Annotated in this window: 20 protein-coding genes; 11 read left to right on the top strand and 9 right to left on the bottom strand. The window is 66.9% G+C overall.

Translation table 11 applies throughout. From position 1 onward, the window contains the following. The first annotated feature begins 88 nt into the window (after positions 1 to 88). Positions 89 to 1,381, top strand: coding sequence for an acyl-CoA dehydrogenase family protein (locus tag A5747_RS00695; RefSeq protein WP_198938102.1), 1,293 nt, complete (start codon positions 89 to 91; stop codon positions 1,379 to 1,381). Positions 1,382 to 1,468: 87 nt separating this feature from the next. Here the strand turns inward: A5747_RS00695 and A5747_RS00690 are convergent, their stop codons facing one another. After that, positions 1,469 to 1,924, bottom strand: coding sequence for a MaoC family dehydratase (locus A5747_RS00690; RefSeq protein ID WP_076121451.1), 456 nt, complete (start codon positions 1,922 to 1,924; stop codon positions 1,469 to 1,471). 38 nt (positions 1,925 to 1,962) lie between these two features. On the opposite strand from A5747_RS00690, the gene A5747_RS00685 reads away from it, so the two are divergent. The 5 genes from A5747_RS00685 to ag85C all read left to right on the top strand — a co-directional run bounded on the left by A5747_RS00685 (position 1,963) and on the right by ag85C (position 5,834). After that, positions 1,963 to 2,460, top strand: a complete 498-nt coding sequence (locus A5747_RS00685; protein WP_076121449.1) for a metallophosphoesterase — start codon at positions 1,963 to 1,965, stop codon at positions 2,458 to 2,460. Positions 2,461 to 2,531: 71 nt separating this feature from the next. Continuing rightward, positions 2,532 to 2,993, top strand: coding sequence for a MarR family winged helix-turn-helix transcriptional regulator (locus A5747_RS00680; RefSeq protein WP_076121447.1), 462 nt, complete (start codon positions 2,532 to 2,534; stop codon positions 2,991 to 2,993). Continuing rightward, a complete protein-coding gene (locus A5747_RS00675) occupies positions 2,990 to 3,805 on the top strand; it encodes an ATP-binding cassette domain-containing protein (RefSeq protein ID WP_076121445.1) in 816 nt (271 codons plus the stop codon). Before A5747_RS00680 ends, A5747_RS00675 begins: the two co-directional genes overlap by 4 nt. After that, the gene (locus A5747_RS00670; protein ID WP_076121443.1) at positions 3,795 to 4,619 is read left to right on the top strand and encodes an ABC transporter permease; all 825 of its coding nucleotides are present in this window, start codon (positions 3,795 to 3,797) and stop codon (positions 4,617 to 4,619) included. The genes A5747_RS00675 and A5747_RS00670 overlap by 11 nt, the downstream gene beginning before the upstream one ends. A gap of 222 nt (positions 4,620 to 4,841) precedes the next feature. Continuing rightward, on the top strand, positions 4,842 to 5,834 hold the full coding sequence (gene ag85C / locus A5747_RS00665; RefSeq protein ID WP_076121441.1) for a diacylglycerol acyltransferase/mycolyltransferase Ag85C: 993 nt from the start codon (positions 4,842 to 4,844) through the stop codon (positions 5,832 to 5,834). 67 nt (positions 5,835 to 5,901) lie between these two features. Here the strand turns inward: ag85C and A5747_RS00660 are convergent, their stop codons facing one another. The 5 genes from A5747_RS00660 to A5747_RS00640 all read right to left on the bottom strand — a co-directional run bounded on the left by A5747_RS00660 (position 5,902) and on the right by A5747_RS00640 (position 11,543). Continuing rightward, positions 5,902 to 6,594 carry a YoaK family protein gene (locus A5747_RS00660; RefSeq protein WP_076121629.1) on the bottom strand — a complete coding sequence of 231 codons (693 nt, stop codon included), beginning with the start codon at positions 6,592 to 6,594 and terminating at the stop codon, positions 5,902 to 5,904. A 38-nt stretch (positions 6,595 to 6,632) separates the two neighbouring features. Further along, the gene (locus tag A5747_RS00655) at positions 6,633 to 7,994 is read right to left on the bottom strand and encodes a maltokinase (RefSeq protein ID WP_076121440.1); all 1,362 of its coding nucleotides are present in this window, start codon (positions 7,992 to 7,994) and stop codon (positions 6,633 to 6,635) included. Beyond that, the gene (gene treS, locus A5747_RS00650; protein ID WP_076121627.1) at positions 7,991 to 9,763 is read right to left on the bottom strand and encodes a maltose alpha-D-glucosyltransferase; all 1,773 of its coding nucleotides are present in this window, start codon (positions 9,761 to 9,763) and stop codon (positions 7,991 to 7,993) included. Before treS ends, A5747_RS00655 begins: the two co-directional genes overlap by 4 nt. Positions 9,764 to 9,872: 109 nt before the next feature. Then, entirely contained in the window at positions 9,873 to 10,946 is a 1,074-nt protein-coding gene (locus tag A5747_RS00645) for a S1C family serine protease (protein ID WP_076121438.1), read from the bottom strand. A 144-nt stretch (positions 10,947 to 11,090) separates the two neighbouring features. After that, positions 11,091 to 11,543 carry a nuclear transport factor 2 family protein gene (locus tag A5747_RS00640; protein WP_076121436.1) on the bottom strand — a complete coding sequence of 151 codons (453 nt, stop codon included), beginning with the start codon at positions 11,541 to 11,543 and terminating at the stop codon, positions 11,091 to 11,093. Positions 11,544 to 11,589: 46 nt separating this feature from the next. Between A5747_RS00640 and A5747_RS00635 the strand changes: the two genes are divergently transcribed. The 3 genes from A5747_RS00635 to A5747_RS00625 all read left to right on the top strand — a co-directional run bounded on the left by A5747_RS00635 (position 11,590) and on the right by A5747_RS00625 (position 14,893). Next, the gene (locus tag A5747_RS00635; RefSeq protein WP_076121434.1) at positions 11,590 to 12,015 is read left to right on the top strand and encodes a TIGR03668 family PPOX class F420-dependent oxidoreductase; all 426 of its coding nucleotides are present in this window, start codon (positions 11,590 to 11,592) and stop codon (positions 12,013 to 12,015) included. A 167-nt stretch (positions 12,016 to 12,182) separates the two neighbouring features. Next, positions 12,183 to 14,342 carry an elongation factor G-like protein EF-G2 gene (locus A5747_RS00630; protein ID WP_076121432.1) on the top strand — a complete coding sequence of 720 codons (2,160 nt, stop codon included), beginning with the start codon at positions 12,183 to 12,185 and terminating at the stop codon, positions 14,340 to 14,342. Between the two features lie 5 nt (positions 14,343 to 14,347). Beyond that, a complete protein-coding gene (locus A5747_RS00625; protein ID WP_076121430.1) occupies positions 14,348 to 14,893 on the top strand; it encodes a DUF2231 domain-containing protein in 546 nt (181 codons plus the stop codon). Here A5747_RS00625 and A5747_RS00620 read toward each other — a convergent pair. Then, positions 14,809 to 16,353, bottom strand: coding sequence for a FadD7 family fatty acid--CoA ligase (locus A5747_RS00620; protein WP_076121427.1), 1,545 nt, complete (start codon positions 16,351 to 16,353; stop codon positions 14,809 to 14,811). The two genes, A5747_RS00625 and A5747_RS00620, sit on opposite strands and share 85 nt — an antisense overlap. A 196-nt stretch (positions 16,354 to 16,549) precedes the next feature. Here A5747_RS00620 and oxc point away from each other — a divergent pair, with 196 nt between their 5' ends. Continuing rightward, positions 16,550 to 18,274 carry an oxalyl-CoA decarboxylase gene (gene oxc, locus A5747_RS00615; protein WP_076121425.1) on the top strand — a complete coding sequence of 575 codons (1,725 nt, stop codon included), beginning with the start codon at positions 16,550 to 16,552 and terminating at the stop codon, positions 18,272 to 18,274. Here the strand turns inward: oxc and A5747_RS00610 are convergent. Beyond that, positions 18,258 to 19,190 (bottom strand): LysR family transcriptional regulator, encoded by a 933-nt coding sequence (locus tag A5747_RS00610; protein ID WP_076121625.1) that lies wholly within the window; start codon positions 19,188 to 19,190, stop codon positions 18,258 to 18,260. The two genes, oxc and A5747_RS00610, sit on opposite strands and share 17 nt — an antisense overlap. Positions 19,191 to 19,599: 409 nt before the next feature. Here A5747_RS00610 and A5747_RS00605 point away from each other — a divergent pair, with 409 nt between their 5' ends. Beyond that, positions 19,600 to 20,355 (top strand): L,D-transpeptidase family protein, encoded by a 756-nt coding sequence (locus A5747_RS00605; protein WP_076121422.1) that lies wholly within the window; start codon positions 19,600 to 19,602, stop codon positions 20,353 to 20,355. Positions 20,356 to 20,416: 61 nt separating this feature from the next. On the opposite strand, the gene A5747_RS00600 is transcribed toward A5747_RS00605, so the two are convergent. Further along, positions 20,417 to 21,022 carry a hypothetical protein gene (locus A5747_RS00600; RefSeq protein ID WP_076121623.1) on the bottom strand — a complete coding sequence of 202 codons (606 nt, stop codon included), beginning with the start codon at positions 21,020 to 21,022 and terminating at the stop codon, positions 20,417 to 20,419. Positions 21,023 to 21,150 lie beyond the last annotated feature (128 nt).

Here is a 21,150-nt window from a genome sequence, read left to right as displayed (position 1 = left end):
GCCGCGTCGAGGTGTCTGCGCGGGCGCATCTACGATGACTCCATCAACGAGGCCGGCGCGACGCTGCGCCGGGGAACGGTTGGCCACGGTGTGGGACTTCGAAACGGACCCCGAATACCAGGCGAAGCTGGACTGGGTCGAGAAATTCATGGTCGACGAGCTGGAACCGCTCGATCTGGTCGCCCTTGATCCTTACGACAAACAGAACGCCGAGATGATGGCCATCCTGCGGCCGCTACAGCAGCAGGTAAAGGAGCAAGGTCTGTGGGCCGCGCATCTGGGGCCCGAGCTCGGCGGTCAGGGCTTCGGCCAGGTCAAGCTCGCGCTGCTCAACGAAATCCTCGGGCGCTCCCGTTGGGCCCCGTCTGTGTTCGGCTGCCAGGCACCCGACTCAGGCAACGCCGAGATCCTCGCGCTGTTCGGCACCGACGAGCAGAAGGCGCGCTACTTGCAGCCACTGCTCGATGGCGAGATCTCCTCCTGCTACTCGATGACCGAGCCGCAGGGCGGCTCCGATCCCGGGATGTTCGTGACGAGCGCAACCCGCGACGGTGACGACTGGGTGATCAACGGCGAGAAGTGGTTCTCCTCCAACGCCAAGCATGCGTCGTTCTTCATCGTCATGGCCGTCACCAAGCCCGACGCGCGCACCTACGACAAGATGTCGCTGTTCATCGTTCCGGGCGAGACGCCGGGCATCGAGATCATCCGCAACGTCGGGGTGGGAGGCGAGTCGAAGCACGGCTCGCATGGCTACGTCCGTTACAACGAGGTCCGGGTACCGGCCGATCATGTGCTGGGCGGCGAGGGATCGGCCTTCATGATCGCGCAGACCCGCCTCGGCGGCGGCCGCATCCACCATGCGATGCGTACAATCGCGTTGGCGCGCAAGGCTTTTGATATGATGTGCGAGCGTGCGGTGTCACGCAAGACCAGGAATGGCCATCTGTCCGACTTCCAGATGACGCAGGAAAAGATCGCCGACAGCTGGATTCAGATCGAGCAGTTCCGGCTGCTGGTGCTGCGCACCGCGTGGTTGATCGACAAGCATCACGACTATCAGAAGGTGCGCCGCGACATCGCCGCGGTGAAGGTCGCCATGCCCCAGGTGCTCCACGATGTCGCGCAGCGCGCGCTCCACCTGCACGGCGCGCTCGGCGTCTCCGACGAGATGCCGTTCGTCAAGATGTTGGTGGCCGCCGAATCACTGGGCATCGCCGACGGCGCCACCGAATTGCACAAGATGACGGTCGCCCGCCGGACGTTGCGCGAATATCAGCCCGTGACAACGCCTTTCCCGTCGCAGCACATCCCCACCCGGCGCGCGGAGGCCCAGGCCCGGCTGGCCGAGCGCCTGGAACACTCGATCGCCGAGTTCTGACGGCGCGCGCGGCGAGATTGCCGTGAGGGTCGTGATTCGGCCGCCGACCACAGCCATGGCGGCAATCTCGGCGACGGCGCAGCTGCGTCAGGAGATGTAGCGGACGATACTTTCGGCCACGCACGCCGGCTTCGGCGATCCGTCGATCTCGACGGTGGTCGACACGATCGCCTGCACAGCACCGTTGCCGAGGTCGTCGACGCTGACCAGTGAGCTCTCCGCCCGCACTCGGGAGCCGACCGGTACCGGCGCGGGGAAGCGAACCTTGTTGAGGCCGTAGTTGATCGCGAGCTTGATGCCGTTGACCGTGTACATCTGGTGCTGCAGGCGCGGCAACAACGACAGGGTCATGAAGCCGTGGGCGATGGTGCCGCCGAACGGACCGGCGGCCGCTTTCTCCGGGTCGACGTGGATCCATTGGTGATCGCCGGTCGCGTCCGCAAACAGATTGACGTCTTTCTGGGTGATGGTCACCCAGTCGCTCGGCCCGATGGTCTCGCCCGCCGCGGCGGCGAGGTCGGCGACTGACTCGAAGGTGCGCATTCGGTGTTCTCCTCTGCTCGCGGGTAAGCATAGAACTCGTGAGGCTGCTGCTGATCGCCGATACCCACGTCCCGCGCCGGGCTCGCGACCTGCCCGCGCGGGTGTGGGACGAGGTCGCCGACGCGGATGTGGTCGTGCACGCGGGCGACTGGGTCGTGCCCGAGCTGCTCGACGAGCTCGAAGCCAGGGCCGCCCGGCTGGTGGCGTGCTGGGGCAACAACGACGGGCCCGCGCTGCGCGCGCGGTTGCCCGAACGGGCCGACGCGAAGCTGGAGGGCCTGCACCTCACCGTGGTTCATGAGACGGGCGCCGCGGCGGGACGTGAGGCCCGCATGTCGCGGCTCTATCCCGACAGCGACGTGCTGGTGTTCGGGCACAGTCACATCCCGTGGGATACGACCACACAAACGGGGTTGCGGCTGCTCAATCCCGGTTCTCCCACCGATCGGCGACGGCAACCGTTCTGCACTTACATGACCGCGAGCGTCGACAATGGGGTGCTCACCGGCGTCGATCTCCATCGCCTCGAAAAGTAGCTCCCGAAAAGTAGCTGATGTCTAACCCCCGCACAGCTCGCACACATATTTAGCTCGGAAACAGAGCTATTATGGACCTTATGCAGACGCGCACCGACTTGGTCACCGAGGTGTTCGGCGTGGTCGGAAGACTGCGCCGGCAGCTCCGCCGATCGGCCGGTCGCGGCCTGGATTCCGGGCGGCTCACCGAGTCGCAGTCCGAGCTGTTGTGGCTCGTCGGGCGGCGACCGGGGATCTCGGTGCGCCGCGCCGCCGCGGAACTAGGGCTGGTGCCCAACACCGCCTCAACCCTGGTCTCCAAGCTGGTGGCCAACGGGTGGCTGATCCGGACCGTGGACGAGACCGACCGGCGCGCCTGCCAGCTACGGCTCGCCGAGCCCACCCAGCAGGTCGTCGACGCATCACGCGCCGCGCGGCGAGCGCTGATGTCCGAGGTGCTCGGCGAACTGGACGAGGACCAAATCGAATCTCTGACAAAGGGATTGGAGGTCCTGGACACCATGACCCGACTACTGCAGGAGCGACGCTCATGAGCCTGCCGATGGCGATCGACTGCCGGCACCTGACCTACCGCTATGGCCAGTTCACCGCGGTCGACGACCTGACATTGCAAGTACGCCCCGGCGAGACGATGGGCCTGCTGGGCCCCAACGGCGCAGGAAAGACCACCCTGGTCCGAATGCTCACCACGCTAACCCCCATCCAGCAGGGCGAGCTGCGCGTCTTTGGGCTGGACTCCCGCCGCCAGACCACAGATATCCGGAGCAATATCGGCTATGTGCCACAACAGCTTTCGATCGAGCCGGCCTTAACGGGTCGCCAGAACGTGGAGTGGTTCGCCCGGCTGTACGGGGTGTCCCGCGCCGATCGCGCCGAGCGCGTCGAACAGGCGCTGGCCGCCATGGAGCTGCTCGACGTGGCCGACCGGCTGGCGGGGACCTACTCGGGCGGCATGGTGCGCCGGTTGGAGGTGGCCCAGGCCCTGGTCAACCGCCCGTCACTGCTGGTGCTCGACGAGCCGACGGTCGGGCTGGACCCCATCGCCCGTGACGGCGTGTGGACCCAAGTGCAGAACATGCAGGCGCGGTTCGGCACGACCGTATTGCTCACCACCCATTACATGGAAGAGGCCGACGCGTTGTGCGATCGCGTCGCGCTGATGCATCGCGGCGTGTTGCGCGCGGTGGGTACGCCCGCCGACTTGAAGGCCCGGGTATCCAAGGTGTCGCCCGGCGCGACGCTCGAGGACGTGTTCCGGCACTACGCCGCCTCCGATCTCACGCAGGCCCCGTCCGATTTCCGCGAAATCCGGTCCAGCAGAAGGGTTGCCAGCCGTGCCAGTTGACCATGCCTACACGGCCCCGGCGGTCGTAATTCGCGCGCCGCGCGGATGGCAACGAGTCCGCGCGACAGCGGGCCGCATCGGGGCATTCGCCATCGTGGAAATGCAGAAGCTGCAGCACGACCGGACGGAACTTCTCACCCGCATGATCCAACCGGCGCTGTGGCTGCTGATCTTCGGGACCACGTTCAGCAAGTTGCACGTCATCAACACCGGGTCGGTGTCCTATCTGGCCTTCCTCGCGCCCGGCATCATCGCCCAGTCGGCGCTGTTCATCTCGATCTTCTACGGCATCCAGATCATCTGGGACCGCGACGCCGGGGTGCTCGCCAAACTCATGGTGACACCGTCGCCCGCGACGGCGCTCATCACCGGAAAGGCCTTCGCGGCCGGGGTGCGATCGGTCGCACAGGTCGTCGGCGTGCTGGCGCTGGCGTATGTGATGGGCATCGGGCTCACCATGAATCCGCTGCGGGTGCTGGCGGCGATGGCGACCGTCATGCTCGGTGCCGCGTTCTTCGCCTGCCTGTCGATGACGCTGGCCGGGCTGGTTCGCAGTCGCGATCGGCTGATGGGCATCGGGCAAGCCATCACGATGCCCTTGTTCTTCGCCTCCAATGCGCTGTACCCGGTCGACGTGATGCCGGGGTGGTTGCACGCGCTGAGCGTGGTCAACCCGTTGAGCTACGAGGTCGACGCCCTGCGGGCCTTCTTGATCGGCACCACACTGAACCCGTTGGACATCGTCGTGTTGGTGGTGGCCGCGGTCATCGGAATCGCGACGGCCTCGACACTGTCGCGCCGCCTCGTTGCGTAGCGGAATGCGATAGCGCAGTCGCCCTCTCATGTGAAGGCGGCGGGGCGCTTCCGATAGCCAATTGTGATCGGAGCGTGACGATTTCGGGCCGACGCCCAATCGTTGCCTAACCGCGACTTCAAACTCCGGCCGTGACAGCCGATTTGCGCGCTGTCACTGTGTTTCACTCCCCGAGAACGGATTCGACCGCTGCTCGCGGCAGATGAAGGATGGGTAGGAGCTATGAAGTTCGTTGAGAAATTGCGTGGCGCAGCGGCAACCATGCCGCGCCGGCTGGCTGTCGCGGCCATCGGGGCCGCCCTGTTGAGCGGTCTGGTCGGTGTCGTCGGCGGCTCGGCGATCGCGGGGGCATTCTCCAAGCCAGGTCTTCCAGTGGAATATCTGCAGGTGCCGTCGCCGTCGATGGGCCGCAACATCAAGGTCCAGTTCCAGGGCGGCGGGCCGCACGCGGTCTACCTGCTCGACGGGCTGCGGGCCCAGGACGACTACAACGGCTGGGACATCAACACGCCGGCCTTCGAGGAGTTCTATCAGTCCGGGCTGTCGGTGATCATGCCCGTCGGCGGCCAGTCCAGCTTCTACAGCAACTGGTACCAGCCGTCGCAGGGCAACGGCCAGAACTACACCTACAAGTGGGAGACGTTCCTGACCCAGGAGATGCCCACCTGGCTGCAGGCGAACAAGCAGGTTTCGCCGTTCGGCAACGCCGTGGTGGGTCTGTCGATGTCGGGCGGCTCTTCGCTGATCCTGGCCGCGTACTACCCGCAGCAGTTCCCGTACGCCGCTTCGCTGTCGGGCTTCGTCAACCCCTCCGAAGGCTGGTGGCCGACGCTGATCGGGTTGGCGATGACCGACTCGGGCGGTTACAACGCCAACAGCATGTGGGGTCCGTCCTCCGACCCGGCGTGGAAGCGCAACGACCCGATGGTCCAGATTCCGCGGCTGGTCGCCAACAACACCCGGATCTGGATGTACTGCGGCAACGGCACACCCAGCGACCTCGGTGGCGACAACATGCCGGCGAAGTTCCTGGAGGGCCTGACGCTGCGCACCAACGAAACCTTCCAGAACAACTACGTGGCCGCGGGTGGACGCAACGGCGTGTTCAACTTCCCGGCCAACGGGACTCATTCGTGGCCCTACTGGAACGCCCAGTTGGTTGCGATGAAGCCCGACATCATTCAGGTGCTCAACAGCGGCAACAACTCCGCCTAAGAGCCGCCTGACGCCCCTAGTCAGCATCGGCAGCAGCGCCCCGGTCAGCGCTGCTGCCGATGCTTTTTCACTGCCCCGACTCGTCCAGCAGGGCCCGGCGATCCTGGTGAAAGTAGGTATATCCGGTGGTCAGCGCGCACACCGCCGAGGCGACCACCAGCATCAAGGTGCCGTTGACGATCAGGCTGATAGCCCCGCCCGCGGTCGCGCCCGCGACGAAGCTCGCGAAAAGCAGGAAGTAGCCGAGCCAGTCCGATGCGCTCCCCCCGGCGATGTGGCGTTCGATGCCCTGGCCCATCTTGACCAACGTGCCGGTCACGTAACTCAACGGAACCGACACCTCGCCATTCTTGACGAACGACGTGTTCAAGGCGCCAATACCGAAGACCACCAGCATGATTGGCGCGAAATCAAGGGGATTGTCTTTCCATCCCTCGTCGATGACGTCGACCATCGTGGCGGCCAGCAGACTGAAGGTCGTCAGTACCGTCGGGCCGTGCGGATGTGCCACCCAGAAATGCCGCCTGCACACAGACGCGACCACCACGCCCGCCACGAAGCACAGCATCAGCAGCGCGGCGGTGATGGACAGCACCACGTCGTCGCGGAAATAGCCCAACACGGCGCGTTGGGCGTTCCCGGTCATGAACGTCACGAAATAGCCTGCGGAATGGGTAAACGCCGTCGCCCCCAGCACACCGGCCAGCCCGGCCAGCACCCACGACAATCGCGCCTCACTGTCGAAAATCTCACTCGCCACACGGACATGCTTGCAGACCGCCGGCGCCGGAGCGGGCGCTACACGGCCGTGAGCCGCGCGATGGACCGCAGCGGGATCGGCAGCCACCCGGGCCGATGCCGCGCCTCGTAGCCGGCCTCGTAGACCGCCTTGTCGAGTTCGTACGCGGCCAGCAGCAAGGCCGAATCCCTCGGGTCGATGCCCGACGCGGCGGCGTAGCCGTCGCAGAACGCGGTGCGGTTGCGCTCGACCCATTCGCGGGCGCGGGCGGCCAGTTGTTTGTCGTCCGCCTGGTCCACCAGCGGGCCGTAGGCCGCGTACTCGAACGAGCGCAAGACCCCGGCCACGTCGCGCAAGGGTGAATCGGGTGCCCGCCGCTCGTCCAACGGCTGACCGGGCTCACCCTCGAAGTCGATCAGCAGCCAGCTCTCCGGGGTACGCAGCACCTGTCCCAGATGCAGGTCGCCGTGGATCCGCTGCACGGTGATCGCCTCGTCGGCGAGCTTGCCGAATCGCTCTTCGATCGTCGGGGCGTACTCCCGCAGTTCGGGGACGAGTGCCACGGTCGACGACAGCCGCGCCAAGACGTTGTCCAGCGGGAAATTCACCTGCGCCGTCCCGAGACACTCGGCCAGGGTGGCGTGCACGGATGCGACGGCTTCGCCGAGCCGGTTGGACTCGCCCGCGAAATCGCCGCCGACTTCGTAGGCATACAAATCGGCCTCCGCGAACAGGTCACGCACGCTGGCGGTGGCCATCGCCCAACCTTCGGCCGCGTTGGACGCGAACTCGGTGACCATGCCCAGTGGGCATGTCTGGTCGCCGAACACGTCCGGCGCGTCGATCTCGTAGGTACCCAGCAGCCGGGCGACGTGCGGGTTGCCGGCCCGGCCGAGTACCCGGTTCAGTTCGATGTCGGGGTTGATGCCGCTGCTGACCCGACGGAAAACCTTGAAGATCGCGTCCCGATCGAAGATCACGCTGGTGTTGCTCTGCTCGGCATCCGAGACGTGGGGCATGGCCTCCAGCGGGAGTTCGACGTCGGGTTCCTTCACGAACCTCAGCTCGGCCCCCGACGAGGCGCGCGCGGCCGACGAGTCGATCAATGACAGCAGAAATTGCGGTGCGTCCGCGTCGTAGAGGGCGTCGATTCCGGTCCGGTCATCGGCCGCGCCGATCGTGGCGACCGTGCTGTACTCGGACAGCGGCGCAAAGTCCCACCCCACGATCACCTGGTAACGCTCCGCGGAACCGTCGGCGTAGTCGGCGTCGACCAGCACCAGATCGAGATCCTCCCGCAGCGGGACGACCAAGCCCGCCTCCGCGGCGAGAAGTTCTCGGTTGCGGCCGGCGTACCAGCGCTGCTGTGGCAGCCATTCGGACCAAGGCAGCTTGGCCGGCAGGTCGACTGGGGAAGTCATGCGTTCTCCTCGGAAGGCGACAGCTGGAACCAGTAGAAGCCATGTCCCGGCAGTGTCAGCAGGTACGGCAAGTGGCCGATGCGCGGAAACTCCACCTGCCCGGTCAGCTCGATGGGCGTGTAGCCACTCCAGTGCTGCAGGCTCAGTTCGATGGGCTGCGGAAACCGTGACAGGTTGTTGACGCACAGCACGGTGTCGCCGTCGTCCCCCGCTTGGCGCACGAACGCCAGGACCGACGGGTTCGACCCGCCCAATTCCTCGAAGGTGCCGATCGCAAAGGCGTCGTGGCGGCGGCGGACCGCCAGCATCGTGCGGGTGAAGTTGAGCAGCGACGTCGACGTGTCGCGTTGGGCCTCCACGTTCACGGCCTGGTAGCCATACACCGAGTCCTGGCTCGGCGGCAGGTAAAGGCGACCGGGATTGGCAGTGGAGAAGCCGGCGTTGCGGTCCGGTGTCCACTGCATCGGGGTGCGCACCCCGTCGCGATCCCCCAGCCAGATCACGTCGCCCATGCCGATCTCGTCGCCGTAGTAGAGGACGGGCGAGCCGGGCAGCGACAAAAGCAGCGCGGTGAACAGCTCGATCTGGTTTCGGTCGTTGTCCAGCAGGGGCGCGAGGCGGCGACGAATTCCGACATTCGCCTTCATCCGCGGATCCTTGGCGTACTCGGAGTACATGTAGTCGCGTTCTTCGTCGGTCACCATTTCCAGCGTCAGCTCGTCGTGGTTACGCAGGAAGATCCCCCACTGGGCCATGTCCGGGATCTCGGGCGTCTGGGCCAGGATCTCCGAGATCGGAAACCGGGATTCCCGGCGCACGGCCATGAAGATGCGCGGCATCAGCGGGAAGTGAAATGCCATGTGGCATTCGTCGCCGCCGGTGCTGGGGTCGCCGAAATACTCCACGACATCTGCCGGCCATTGGTTGGCCTCGGCCAGCAGCACCCGGCCGGGAAACTCGTCGTCGACGACCTTGCGGACGCGCTTGAGGAACGCGTGCGTCTCGGGCAGGTTCTCGCAATTGGTGCCCTCGCGTTCGAACAGGTAGGGCACGGCGTCCAGCCGAAATCCGTCGATACCGAGGTCGAGCCAGAAGCGGATGACGTCGATCATCGCTTCCTGCACGGCGGGGTTGTCGTAGTTCAGGTCCGGCTGGTGGGAGAAGAAACGGTGCCAGTAGAACTGGCGGCGGACCGGGTCGAAGGTCCAGTTCGACTCTTCGGTGTCGACGAAGATGATGCGGGCATCGGTGTACTTGTCGCTGGTGTCGCTCCAGACGTAGTAGTCGCCGTACGGCCCGTCGGGATCGCGGCGTGACTCCTGAAACCACGGGTGCGACTCCGAGGTGTGGTTCATCACCAGGTCGGTGATGACGCGGATGCCCCGCCGGTGAGCGGCGTCGAGCAGCGCGACGAAATCGTCGACGGTGCCGAATTCGGGCAGCACTTTGTAGAAGTCCCGGATGTCATAGCCGCCGTCGCGCAGTGGGGAGTCGTAGAACGGCGGCAGCCAGATGCAGTCGATCCCGAGCCACTGCAGATAGTCCAGGCGGTCGATCAGTCCACGCAAATCGCCGCAGCCGTCGGCGCTGGCGTCGAAGAACGCCCGGACCAACACCTCGTAGAAGACGGCATGTTTGAACCAGGTCGGATCGGCGGGCAGTACGGCGGCGGCGCCGAAATCGTCGGCGCTCGGATGCTCGACGACGCCCCCTTCGACGTGACTGCCCCCGGCGGGATGGTGTTCGACAGCGTCTCTTGCGTCGTTCATCAATTCCACGATGCCACGTGTACCCGAGGCGGGAGTTTCGGAATCACGCGGGGAAAGTTGCCTGGCGGCAAGCGAATTAGCGAGCCGCCGGGCGATATCCGCGCGCGAGTCAGGCCGGGGGTCCCTCCGCCAGTGTCACGTTCGCGATGCGGTCACCACCGTTTCCGCGCAAGTGGACGACGATGGTGTCCCCTGGGTGATGGGGCACGAGCACTTCCGTCATCGCGGTGGCCCCGTTGATCGCGGTGTTGTCGACGCCGGTGATGACGTCGCCGGGTGCGATCCCGGCCGCCGCCGCGGGCCCGGTGTTGACCACGCGTTCGACGCGCGCACCGTTGCCACCGTTGTCCATCACGCCCAAGCCGAGGAAGGCGGTCGGGCCGACGTGCACCGTGTTCGAGCCGGCGCCCGATCGGATCTGTCCGGCGACCGCCATCGCGGTGCCGATCGGAATCGCGAAGCCCTGCCCTTTGGACATCTTGTAGCTGTCGGTGGCCGCGGTGTTCATGCCGATCACCTGACCGCTGCTGTTGACCATCGGGCCGCCTGAGTCGCCGGGCCGGATCGGCGCGTCGGCCTGGATCAGCCCTCCCAGCGTCTCGTCGGCGCCGGTCAACGTGTCGGTCGCCGAGACGGTCTGGTTGAGCGCGATGACCTTGCCGCTCACGGCGCTGGGCGTCCCGCCCTGGCCGCCGGCATTGCCGAGCGCCACGACCGGCTCTCCGACCGCGACCCCGCCACCGATCGCGGCGCTGGGCAGCCCACCCCCGCCGCGCAGTTGCAGGACCGCGACGTCGGCGCTTCGGCTGTAGCCGACCACGTCGACGCCGTACGTCTGGCCGTTGCCCACGGCGAACGCGCTGATATCGGTGGCACCCGAGATCACGTGGTTGTTGGTCAGCACCACACCGCCCGGATCGATGACGATGCCGGTTCCGGCGCCGACGGCGTTGTTGTAGCCGAACTTGGTGCTGATGTCGACGACCTGCGGCCCGACCTGACCGACCATCGCCGACGGATCGAGCGGTATCAGGGGCCGGTCGGCGAAGCGGTCGACCGCGATGGACGGCCCGGAGGGGGCGGCGGTCGCCGGCACCGACGTGAGGCCCAGGCTCAGTCCGGCCACAGCCAGCACGCTGACCAGCCATGTCCACCAGACCGGGCGGCGGTGCCCTTTGCTCATCCCCGTACCTCCTGCGTCGCGGTAAGAACCAGAATCGGCCCAGGCTCCGGGTCTGGGCGGCACTCATTGCTTCGTATAACCGTAGTGCAGGTAGCTATGCAGAGCATTGGCAAGTCCGGGATCTCTGCCGATCGCTGATCGCGATCAGGCTGGTCGTGCCGGGGAAATGGGATGCGCGAGATGGCGGCTGACGTCGCCGACCATGTCGATCATGGTCAGGTCGCGGAAGGAGAACCGCCAGCGGCCGTCGACGCGTTCGAAGTGGTCGTGGTAGCGGCCGGCGACGATTATCTGCAGCGGAGACTCGTCGGTCTGCTGCAGCACCGTGTAGTAGCTGCGGCAACTCGCGGTGCCGGCCTCCTCGTCGACCTCGATGATCGGATTGGTGGTCACGTGTTTGGTTCGGGGCGTGCCATCGGCGTGCAGGACGATCAGTGACCTCCAGATCTTCAGCAGCTGCGCCGCATCGACGGTCTCTTCGGCGGCGACCCGGATGCGGGCGTGCCCGAACAGCTCGGCCGCCCCGGCCAGGTCGCCACTGTCTATGCATTCGGCGTAGCGATACAACAGGTTGGTGATCTGCGTCTCCGCTCGCATGCGGCTAACCTAGCCCAGCTCCTAAGCTGACTTCTAAGCTGACGTCGTGGGCGAATTCGACCCGACGGTCAGGTTCACACAATCCCCGGTGGCCCGGCTGGCCACGGTCGCGCCCGACGGCAGACCTCACCTGGTGCCGGTGGTGTTCGCCCTCGACGACGACCCCGCAGACGATCGTGGCGTCGTCTACACCGCGGTCGATGCGAAACCGAAAACAACGCAACGGCTGCGCCGGTTGGCCAACATCGAAAGCAATCCACAGGTCAGCCTGCTCGTCGACCACTACGCCGACGATTGGACGCGGCTGTGGTGGGTCCGCGCCGACGGTCTGGCGACGATCCATTCCGACGGGCCGGCGATGCACACGGGTTATCGGCTGCTGCGCGCGAAATACCCTCAGTACCAATCCGTTTCGCTGAACGGTCCGGTCATTGCGGTCACCGTGCGGCGCTGGGCAAGCTGGCACGCCTGAGCGGGCGGCGCCGACACGGCCTGCCGGTCCTGCGCGGTCCGCGCCGCCAACCCGATTTGTGACCGGTCGGTGGCCTTGTGTTGGGCGGCAGTTGGGGGAAAAGTTGCTTACGCGAGAGCGACCCCCATGGGCCGAGCCAAGCGAGCCAGCGAAACCGGAGGAAAGTCATGGCGGAAAAGGCGAACGCTTCCCAGGGGGCGGGAGCCGCTCCCACCGCGAAAAGTCCGCGCGATGTGCGCAACGTGGTGCTGGTGGGGCCGTCGGGCGGCGGCAAGACCACCCTGGTCGAGGCCCTGCTGGTGGCCTCCGGGGTGCTGACCCGGGCGGGCTCGGTGGTGGACGGCACGACGGTCTGCGACTACGACGACGCGGAGATCCGCCAACAGCGGTCGGTGGGCGTGGCGGTGGCGTCGCTGTCGCACGACGGCATCAAGGTCAACCTTGTGGACACACCCGGATACGCCGATTTCGTGGGTGAGCTGCGGGCCGGGCTGCGGGCCGCGGATTGCGCGCTGTTCGTGATCGCGGCGAACGAGGGCGTCGACGAGCCGACCAAGTCCCTCTGGCAGGAATGCGACCAGGTCGGCATGCCCCGCGCCGTGGTGATCACCAAGCTCGACCACGCCCGGGCGAACTACCAGGAGGCGCTGGCCGCGGCGCAAAACGCGTTCGGGGACAAGGTATTACCGCTCTACCTGCCGACCGGGCTGCCCAGCTGCAGCGGTCTGATCGGGTTGTTGTCGCAGACGTACTACAAGTACGACAACGGGAAGCGGACCACGCAATCGCCGGACGAGTCGGACGCCGGCCGGATCGAAGAGGCGCGCGGCACCCTGATCGAGGGAATCATCGAGGAGTCCGAGGACGAGTCGCTGATGGAGCGCTACCTCGGCGGCGAGGCGATCGACGAGTCGGTCCTGATCGAGGACCTGGAGCGGGCCGTCGCCCGGGGTTCGTTCTTCCCGGTCATCCCGGTCTGCAGCGGCACCGGCGTCGGCACCCTGGAATTGCTGGAGATCGCCACCCGCGGATTCCCGTCTCCGATGGAACACCCACTACCGGAGGTGTTTACGCCGCAGGGCGCCCCGCATGCCCAGCTGGCCTGTGACGCCGATGCGCCGCTGCTGGCCGAGGTGGTGAAGACGACGTCGGACCCCTACGTCGGCCGGGTCAGCCTGGTCCGGGTGTTCTCCGGGACCATCAGGCCCGACGCGACGGTTCACGTGTCGGGCCATTTTGCGTCGTTCTTCGGCGGCGCCAACGGAAACGGGCATTCGCACCCCGACCATGACGAGGACGAACGCATCGGGGTTCTGTCGTTCCCGCTGGGCAAGCAGCAGCGCAGCGCGCCCGCCGTCGTGGCGGGCGACATCTGCGCGATCGGCAAGCTGAGCCGCGCCGAAACCGGCGACACGCTCTCGGACAAGTCCGAACCCCTGGTGCTGAGGCCCTGGACCATGCCCGAGCCGCTGCTGCCGGTTGCGATTCAGGCGCACGCCAAAACCGATGAGGACAAACTGTCGGTGGGGCTGGGCCGGTTGGCCGCCGAAGACCCGGCGCTGCGCATCGAGCAGAACCAGGAAACACACCAGATCGTGCTCTGGTGCATGGGTGAAGCGCACGCCGGCGTTGTCCTCGACGCGCTGTCCAACCGTTACGGCGTGACGGTGGATACGGTGGAGCTCCGGGTACCGCTGCGGGAAACCTTCAGCGGCAAGGCAAAAGGCCATGGCCGTCACATCAAGCAATCCGGCGGACATGGCCAGTACGCGGTGTGCGACATCGAGGTGGAGCCGCTGCCCGAGGGCTCCGGGTTCGAGTTCGTCGACAAGGTGGTCGGCGGCGCGGTGCCGCGCAACTTCATCCCGAGCGTGGAGAAGGGCGTCCGCGCGCAGATGGAAAAGGGCGTGCACGCGGGTTATCCGGTGGTCGACATCCGCGTGACGCTGTTCGACGGCAAGGCCCACAGCGTGGATTCCTCGGACTTCGCGTTCCAGGCGGCGGGTGCGCTGGCGCTGCGGGAGGCGGCCGCCGCGACGAAGGTGACCCTGCTCGAGCCGATCGACGAGATCTCGGTGCTGGTGCCCGACGACTTCGTCGGTGCGGTGCTGGGCGACCTGTCGAGTCGTCGCGGCCGCGTGCTGGGTACCGAGACCGCCGGTCACGAACGCACCGTGGTGCGGGCCGAGGTGCCTCAGGTCGAGCTGACGCGGTATGCGATCGACCTGCGCTCACTGGCCCATGGGGCCGCGTCGTTCACTCGGTCGTTTGCCCGCTACGAGCCCATGCCGGAATCCGCGGCCGCCAGGGTGAAGACGTCGGCCTGACCTTCATGTCGACGGTCGACGGCCTTCCCGCGCACATCCTGTTCAACCATTTCGTCGTCGTGCTGGCTCCGCTGGCGGCGATCCTGGCGATCCTCTGCGCGCTGTGGCCCGCCGCGCGGCGCCGGCTGATCTGGCTGGTTCTTGTGCTGGCCGTGGTGACCCTCGTCCTGACGCCCATCACGACCAATTCGGGTGCGTGGTTGCGCGACAAGCTCGGTCCGTCTCCCGCGATCAAGAATCATCAGGAACTCGGCGAAACGCTGGTTTACCTCGTGGGCGCGCTGGTGGCCACCGTCATCGTGCTGGCCGCGGTGCACATCCGCCAGGCGCACGGCCGCAGCGTGAACCTCGGTGTGCACACCGTCGTGGGACTCCTGGTAATCGCCGCCGCGGTGGCAACGCTGGTGCAGAGCTACCGGGTCGGCGAATCGGGTGCGCGCGCCGCGTGGGGAACCGTCGCGGCGGCTCACACCTTCGGGCCGAACTGTTCGGCGACCGCGCGGCGGTCGAGCGAGCCCTTCGCGGTGTGCGGCAGTTCGCTCGCCTCCTGAAACTCCGCGGGAATCTCGAAGGGCGCCAACCGGTCCCGGCAGAAGTCGGCTAACCCCTGCGGCGTCGGCGAAGCCGACTCCCGGGGCACGATCACCGCGGCCACCTTCTCGCCGTACAACTTGTCGGGAACGCCGAACACGGCCACCTCCATGACGTCGGGATGGCTCGCCAGTACGCCCTCGACGCGCTCCGGGGAGATCTTCTCACCGCCCCGGTTGATGAGTTCCTTGATCCGGCCACGAATGATCAAATCGCCCGCCGCCGAAACCGATCCGAGATCGCCCGTGCGCAGCCATCCGTCGGTGAAGTTGGCCGCGGTGATGGCCGGATCGCCGAGGTAGCCACGCACCACCGTGGGGCCGCGCAGCCACACCTCCCCCACGGCCTCGCGATCGCCGGACCCGTTGATCCGGATCTCGGGCCCGGTCGACCTGCCGACGAGACCCGTTGTCGCCGCTGGATTTTCGATGTCGTCGATGCCCGTGGTGGCCACCTGGTGGGTGGCCTCGGTCATGCCGAAAGCGCACACCACGGGCGCCGAGAACTGCGCTTGCAGCGCCTGCGCCGTTTCCGGGGTGAGCGGGGCGCTGCAGCTGCGGATGAAGCGCAACGCGGCTCGCTTGCTGGCGGACCGATCGGTCGCGGCACGCTCCAACAGGATCTGGTGAATCGTCGGGACCGCCGTGTACCACGTGGCCCGGACGGCCGCGATGTCGTCCCAGAACGTGTGGGCCGAGAACCGCCCGCGGGCGGGCAGCAGCACCGTGCCCCCCGATGCCAGGGTCGACAGCAGCGCGGCCAGCAGCCCGTGGCCGTGGTAGAGCGGCATCACCGCGACGGTCGCGTCCCGCGGGCCGAGCCGGTAGCCGGCGACGATGGCCCGTACCGACGCGGCGATGTTGCCGCGGGTCCAGGGGACCATCTTGGGCGCACCGGTGGTGCCGCCCGTGAACATGATCATCGCGTCGTCGTCCCGGAGCCCCTCGGGCTTGGGCACGGCGCGGTTCGGCGCGGCGGCGGCGTCCAGGGTCACCGCAGCGGTGCCCTCGTGTGTGGTCACCGCGATCGGCCACCACCGCAACTCAGAGTCGTCCCTGTCGCCCTGACCGTCGGGGTCGTCGACGAGGACGACAGCGGCGCCGGCGGCCGCGCAGCGGGCGCGCTGCTCACCGACGGGCAACGCCGGGTCCAACGGGACGGCGACCAGGTCCGCCCGCGAGGCGGCCAACAAGCCGACGACGAATTCGGTGTTGCTGGCGGCGCGCAGCGCTATCCGGTCGCCCTGCGTGATGCCCGCGTGCTGCAACCGCTTGGCGAGGTCATCGACCAGTCGCGTCAGCTCGCGGTAGCTGATCGGTATCCGGTCGGCGGTGACAACCAGCGCGGGCGCGTCCGGGCGCCGGGACGCGGCGCCCTCGACCAGGTCGGCGATGCGCGGGCTGGTGGATTCATCGGACATATTGGCACCATGCCCAGCCGGCACCGCGTTCGTCCAATACCGATCCGCTGACGATCGATAATCGTGAACTATCGAATCGGCGCCGGCGGGGTCGATAAGCGGCGTGAATCGCCGCATAGCGGCTTGGTCTTGGACACCGGACGGGCTCCGGACCACAGTGGTGACAACGCATTCGCGACGCAGAGGAGCCGCCAGCATGAGTACCGTTTCGGGATCTCCGGGCGAAGGGCCGCACTCGACGAGCTTGACCGACGGCTTCCACCTCGTGGTGGACGCGCTCAAGGCCAACGACATCGACACCGTCTACGGAATAGTCGGCATCCCGATCACGGACCTCGCCCGCACCGCCCAGGCGTCGGGCATCCGCTACATCGGCTTTCGGCAGGAGGCCTCGGCGGGCAACGCAGCCGCCGCCGCCGGGTTTCTCACCCAGCGACCCGGTGTCTGCCTCACGACGTCGGGGCCCGGCTTCCTCAACGGCCTGCCCGCGCTGGCCAACGCCACGGCGAATTGCTTTCCCATGATCCAGATCTCCGGGTCGAGCGATCGCGCGGCGGTGGATTTGCAGCGCGGTGACTATCAGGACCTCGATCAGCTCAATGCCGCAAGGCCTTTCGCGAAGGCGGCGTACCGAATCGGCCGTATCGAGGACATCGGCCGCGGCGTCGCGCGCGCGATCCGGACCGCGATCTCCGGCCGCCCGGGCGGCGTCTACCTCGACATTCCCGGCGAGATTCTGGGCCAGGCCATGGACGCTTCCGCCGCGGCGGACACGATCTGGCCGGTCGTCGACCCCGCGCCGCGCCAGCTGCCGGCGCCGGAGGCGGTCGATCGCGCCCTCGACATGCTCGCGCGGGCGCAGCGACCGCTGATCGTGCTCGGTAAGGGCGCGGCGTATGCGCAGGCGGACAGCGCCATTCGGGAATTTGTCGAAACCACCGGAATCCCGTTCCTGCCGATGTCGATGGCCAAGGGCCTGTTGCCGGACTCCCACCCGCAGTCCGCCGCGGCTGCGCGCTCGCTGGCGATCGCCCGCGCGGACGCGGTCTTGCTGGTCGGGGCGCGGCTCAACTGGCTTCTCGGCCACGGAGACTCGCCGCAATGGTCCGCCGCGTTCATCCAAGTCGACATCGCGGCATCGGAGTTCGACAGCAACCAGCCGATCGCGGCACCGCTGGCCGGCGACATCGGCTCGGTGATGTCGGCGCTGCGCGACGGCCTGGGCGCCCATCGGATCGCGGTTCCGGTGGAATGGACCGACGAGCTAGCCGCTCGCAAAAGGCGCAACGACGAGAAGATGCGCCAGCGCCTGACCGAAGACCCGCACCCGATGCGGTTTTACAACGCCCTCGGCGCGATTCGCTCTGTGCTGCAGCAAAACCCGGACGTCTACGTGGTCAACGAGGGGGCCAACGCGCTCGACCTGGCCCGCAACGTGATCGACATGCAGCTGCCGCGACACCGGCTCGACACCGGAACGTGGGGCGTGATGGGGATCGGCATGGGCTACGCCATCGCCGCCGCGGTCGAAACCGGCAAGCCCGTCGTTGCGATCGAGGGCGACAGCGCCTTCGGCTTCTCCGGGATGGAAGTCGAGACTATCTGCCGGTATCGCCTGCCGGTGACGGTCGTCATCCTCAACAACGGCGGCGTGTACCGCGGCGACGAAGCGCCGAAGGGAAATGACCCGGCGCCGACCGTGCTGAATGCCGGCGCCCGCCACGAGTTGATCGCAGAGGCGTTCGGCGGCAAGGGATATCACGTCACCACGCCGCCGGAGCTGCGGTCGGCGCTGACCGAGGCGCTCGCCTCGAATGGCCCCGCGATCATCGACTGCGAACTCGACCCGGCAGCGGGGGTGGAAAGCGGTCATCTCGCGAGCCTCAATCCGACCAGCGCGGCGGTCAGCGCCGGCGCGTGATTCCGAGCAGCTGCGTGTCGAAAAACTCGTCAAGCGCCAGTTGTTGCGCGGACGCGATGAGCGCGCGGGCGACGGGCGATCCCGGCCCGGCGGAGTTGGTGGCCAAGGCGATCTCGGCCTTCAGCACCGGGTCGACCATTTCGACCGCCTGAATCTCCGCCGCCAGCGGCGATGTCCACAACCACGTGTGCGGGACGATGCACGCCCAATTGCCACTGGCAACTTGGGCGAATAACGATGCGACGGAGTCGGTCTCGACTTGCGGTGTGACCGTGAGGCCGTGGCCGGCGAAGGCTTCGTCGATGATCTGGCGATCCCGCATGTCGGGGGTGAGCAAGGCGAGCGGCAACTGGGCGGCGTCCGGCCACGTCAGTGTCGATGCGCCGGAGGGCAACATCTCCGCCGACGACAGCAGCACGTAGCGCTCCTGGTAGAGCGGCACCAGGTCCACGTCGTGAGCGTCTTCGGGCGCGGAGTGCACGATGGCGGCGTCCAGCTCGAACTCGCGCAGCCGCCGGTACAGCTCGGCGGCGGACAGCCGGGAATTGATGTGCACCTTCGCCAACGGATGTGCCGAACAGAACGCCGAGAGCACCAGCGACGCCGTCGTCGAGGCGGTGGGAACCGTACCCAGCCGAAGCGTGCCGGTGATCCCGGACCGCACGGCGTCCACCTCGGCCTTGAAGGCATCGTGCTCGGCGAGAATCCGCTTGGCCCACACGACCAGTCGCTCACCTTCGGGCGTGAGGCCCTCGAAGCTGTGCCCGCGGTTGATCAGGGTCACGTTCAGCTCGCGTTCCAGCTTGGCGATCGCGGCCGACAACGCGGGTTGCGACACATAGCATTTCTCGGCGGCCCGGGCGAAGTGGCGTTCCTGGGCGACGGCGACAAAGTACTCCAGCTGACGGAAGAGCACGGGCACCTCCTCGGCCTTCACCGCACCGCTATCGCAGAGGCTAACGCCTCGCCAGTAGGCAGCCAACGGCGATCTCGGCCAGATTTCGCACCTCTGCCGTCGATGGCCTGGCATAGATCGACGTTCGGGCGCAGGTCAGGACGTTGCGTCCAGTGAAAGCCGGTGTGCGGAGCCCTCTTTCGTGCGCACGTCTCGGACTGCGGGCGCGCCGCCGAGCGTGGCCTCGGAAGCGTGCACCCAATCGTTTGCCGGAGGTCCGCAGCCCGGTGATCGGATCGAACTCAACGGGTAATCGGGTCGTTATCGCCACGTACCCGGCGGCGATGTGTATGTTTGCTAAAACCCGTAAAGGGTAGACAGTCAGTACAATAACGTTGTGTTGATCGCACCATCTCGAAGGGCGGACGCCATGCGTCGTACGGTTCGTTATCTATTCGTTATGGTAGCGATCGCCGGCATGGGCCTGCTGGGTAGCGCCGCCCGCGGCGTGGCCGCCGTCCCGCTACCCCAACCGATTCCCACAGTCGCGACCGTTTTGCCGGCCGATGGTGCCGTGGTGGGCGTGGCGCACCCGGTAGTGGTGACGTTCACTGCGCCCGTCACCGATCGCGTTGGCGCCGAGCGGACCATCCACGTCAGCTCGCCGAGCAACGTGCCGGGACACTTCGAGTGGGTCGACAACAATGTCGTGCAGTGGGTTCCGAACCGCTATTGGCCCGCACACAGCCACGTCTCGGTGGGTGTGCAGGCCCTGACGACCGGTTTCGACACCGGTGACGCGCTACTCGGTGTTGCCAGCGTGTCCGAGCACACGTTCACCGTCAGCCGAAACGGCGAGGTGCTTCGCACGATGCCGGCATCCATGGGGAAGCCCTCCCGCCCGACACCGATCGGCAACTTCACCGCGCTGTCCAAGGAGCGCACCGTGCGGATGGACTCGCGGACCATCGGTATCCCGCTGAGTTCGCCCGAGGGATACAACATCATCGCGTCGTACGCGGTCCGCATCACGAACAGCGGCGTCTACGTGCACTCGGCCCCGTGGTCGGTTGACTCGCAAGGCCATGCGAACGTCAGTCACGGATGCATCAACCTGAGCCCGGACAACGCCGCGTGGTACTTCAACCAGGTGAACGTCGGCGATCCCGTCGAGGTCATCGCCTAGCTGCCCCAACATCGCTGCGGGTGAAGACATTCCGCGCGATCGCGGCGTCTGGCCACCTACCTCAGCTGGGCGGCAACCCGCTCTTGATCGCGGCGTCTTGCTTGCGGCCGATGTCGGTCGCCATGCCCGGATCGATGGGATCGTTGGGCGCACTGTCGAATTCCAGGTTGACCAGCGCCTTGCCCTCACTGAACAACAGCACCGTCACCGCCTGGGAGTTGTCCGGCGATGTCCCGGAGATCATTGCCCCGTTGGATCCCACGTCGACCGGCTGCCACGTGCCGCTGACCTTGCCCGCGTAGTTCGCCTTGGTGTTCTCGATACCGGCCGCCGCGGTCTGGGGATCGGCGACGATCAAGATGGTGTCGCCGATTCGGCGGCTGTTGTCGGCGTTGGCGAACAGCTGCGCAACCCCCGGCGCATTGTTGGGGTTCAGCACGGGTGGTTGGGGTGTGGTGAGGTCCGGGCCAATGTCGCTCGGCTTGATCAGCAGCCCACTGTAATCCGTGGTCTGTCCGGGTGACGGGCCAGTCACGCCGGTCGACGCGGTGGACGACGCGCTCGACGACGTCGCCGGGGTCTTGTTGTTGCCGCAGCCGGTGATCGCGGTGCCGACCGCAAGGACGGCGACGCTCAAGCCGGCGACGGTAGTCCGGGCGAGCTCCATGGACATTCCTTCCCTGCCAATCCGCTGACGGCACAACACCAGCGCATACGAACATACGCGCAAATTTCGCCGGAGGGGCCGGAGAGTCGGCGGCCTATGCTGGCGTGGGCAAGCGTTTGGGCGAAGGA

Source organism: Mycobacterium sp. IS-836 (genome assembly GCF_001954275.1).
Taxonomy (GTDB): Bacteria; Actinomycetota; Actinomycetes; order Mycobacteriales; family Mycobacteriaceae; genus Mycobacterium.
The sequence above is the reverse complement of the archived record's forward strand: the minus strand, read 5'-3'. Positions and strand labels throughout refer to the sequence as shown.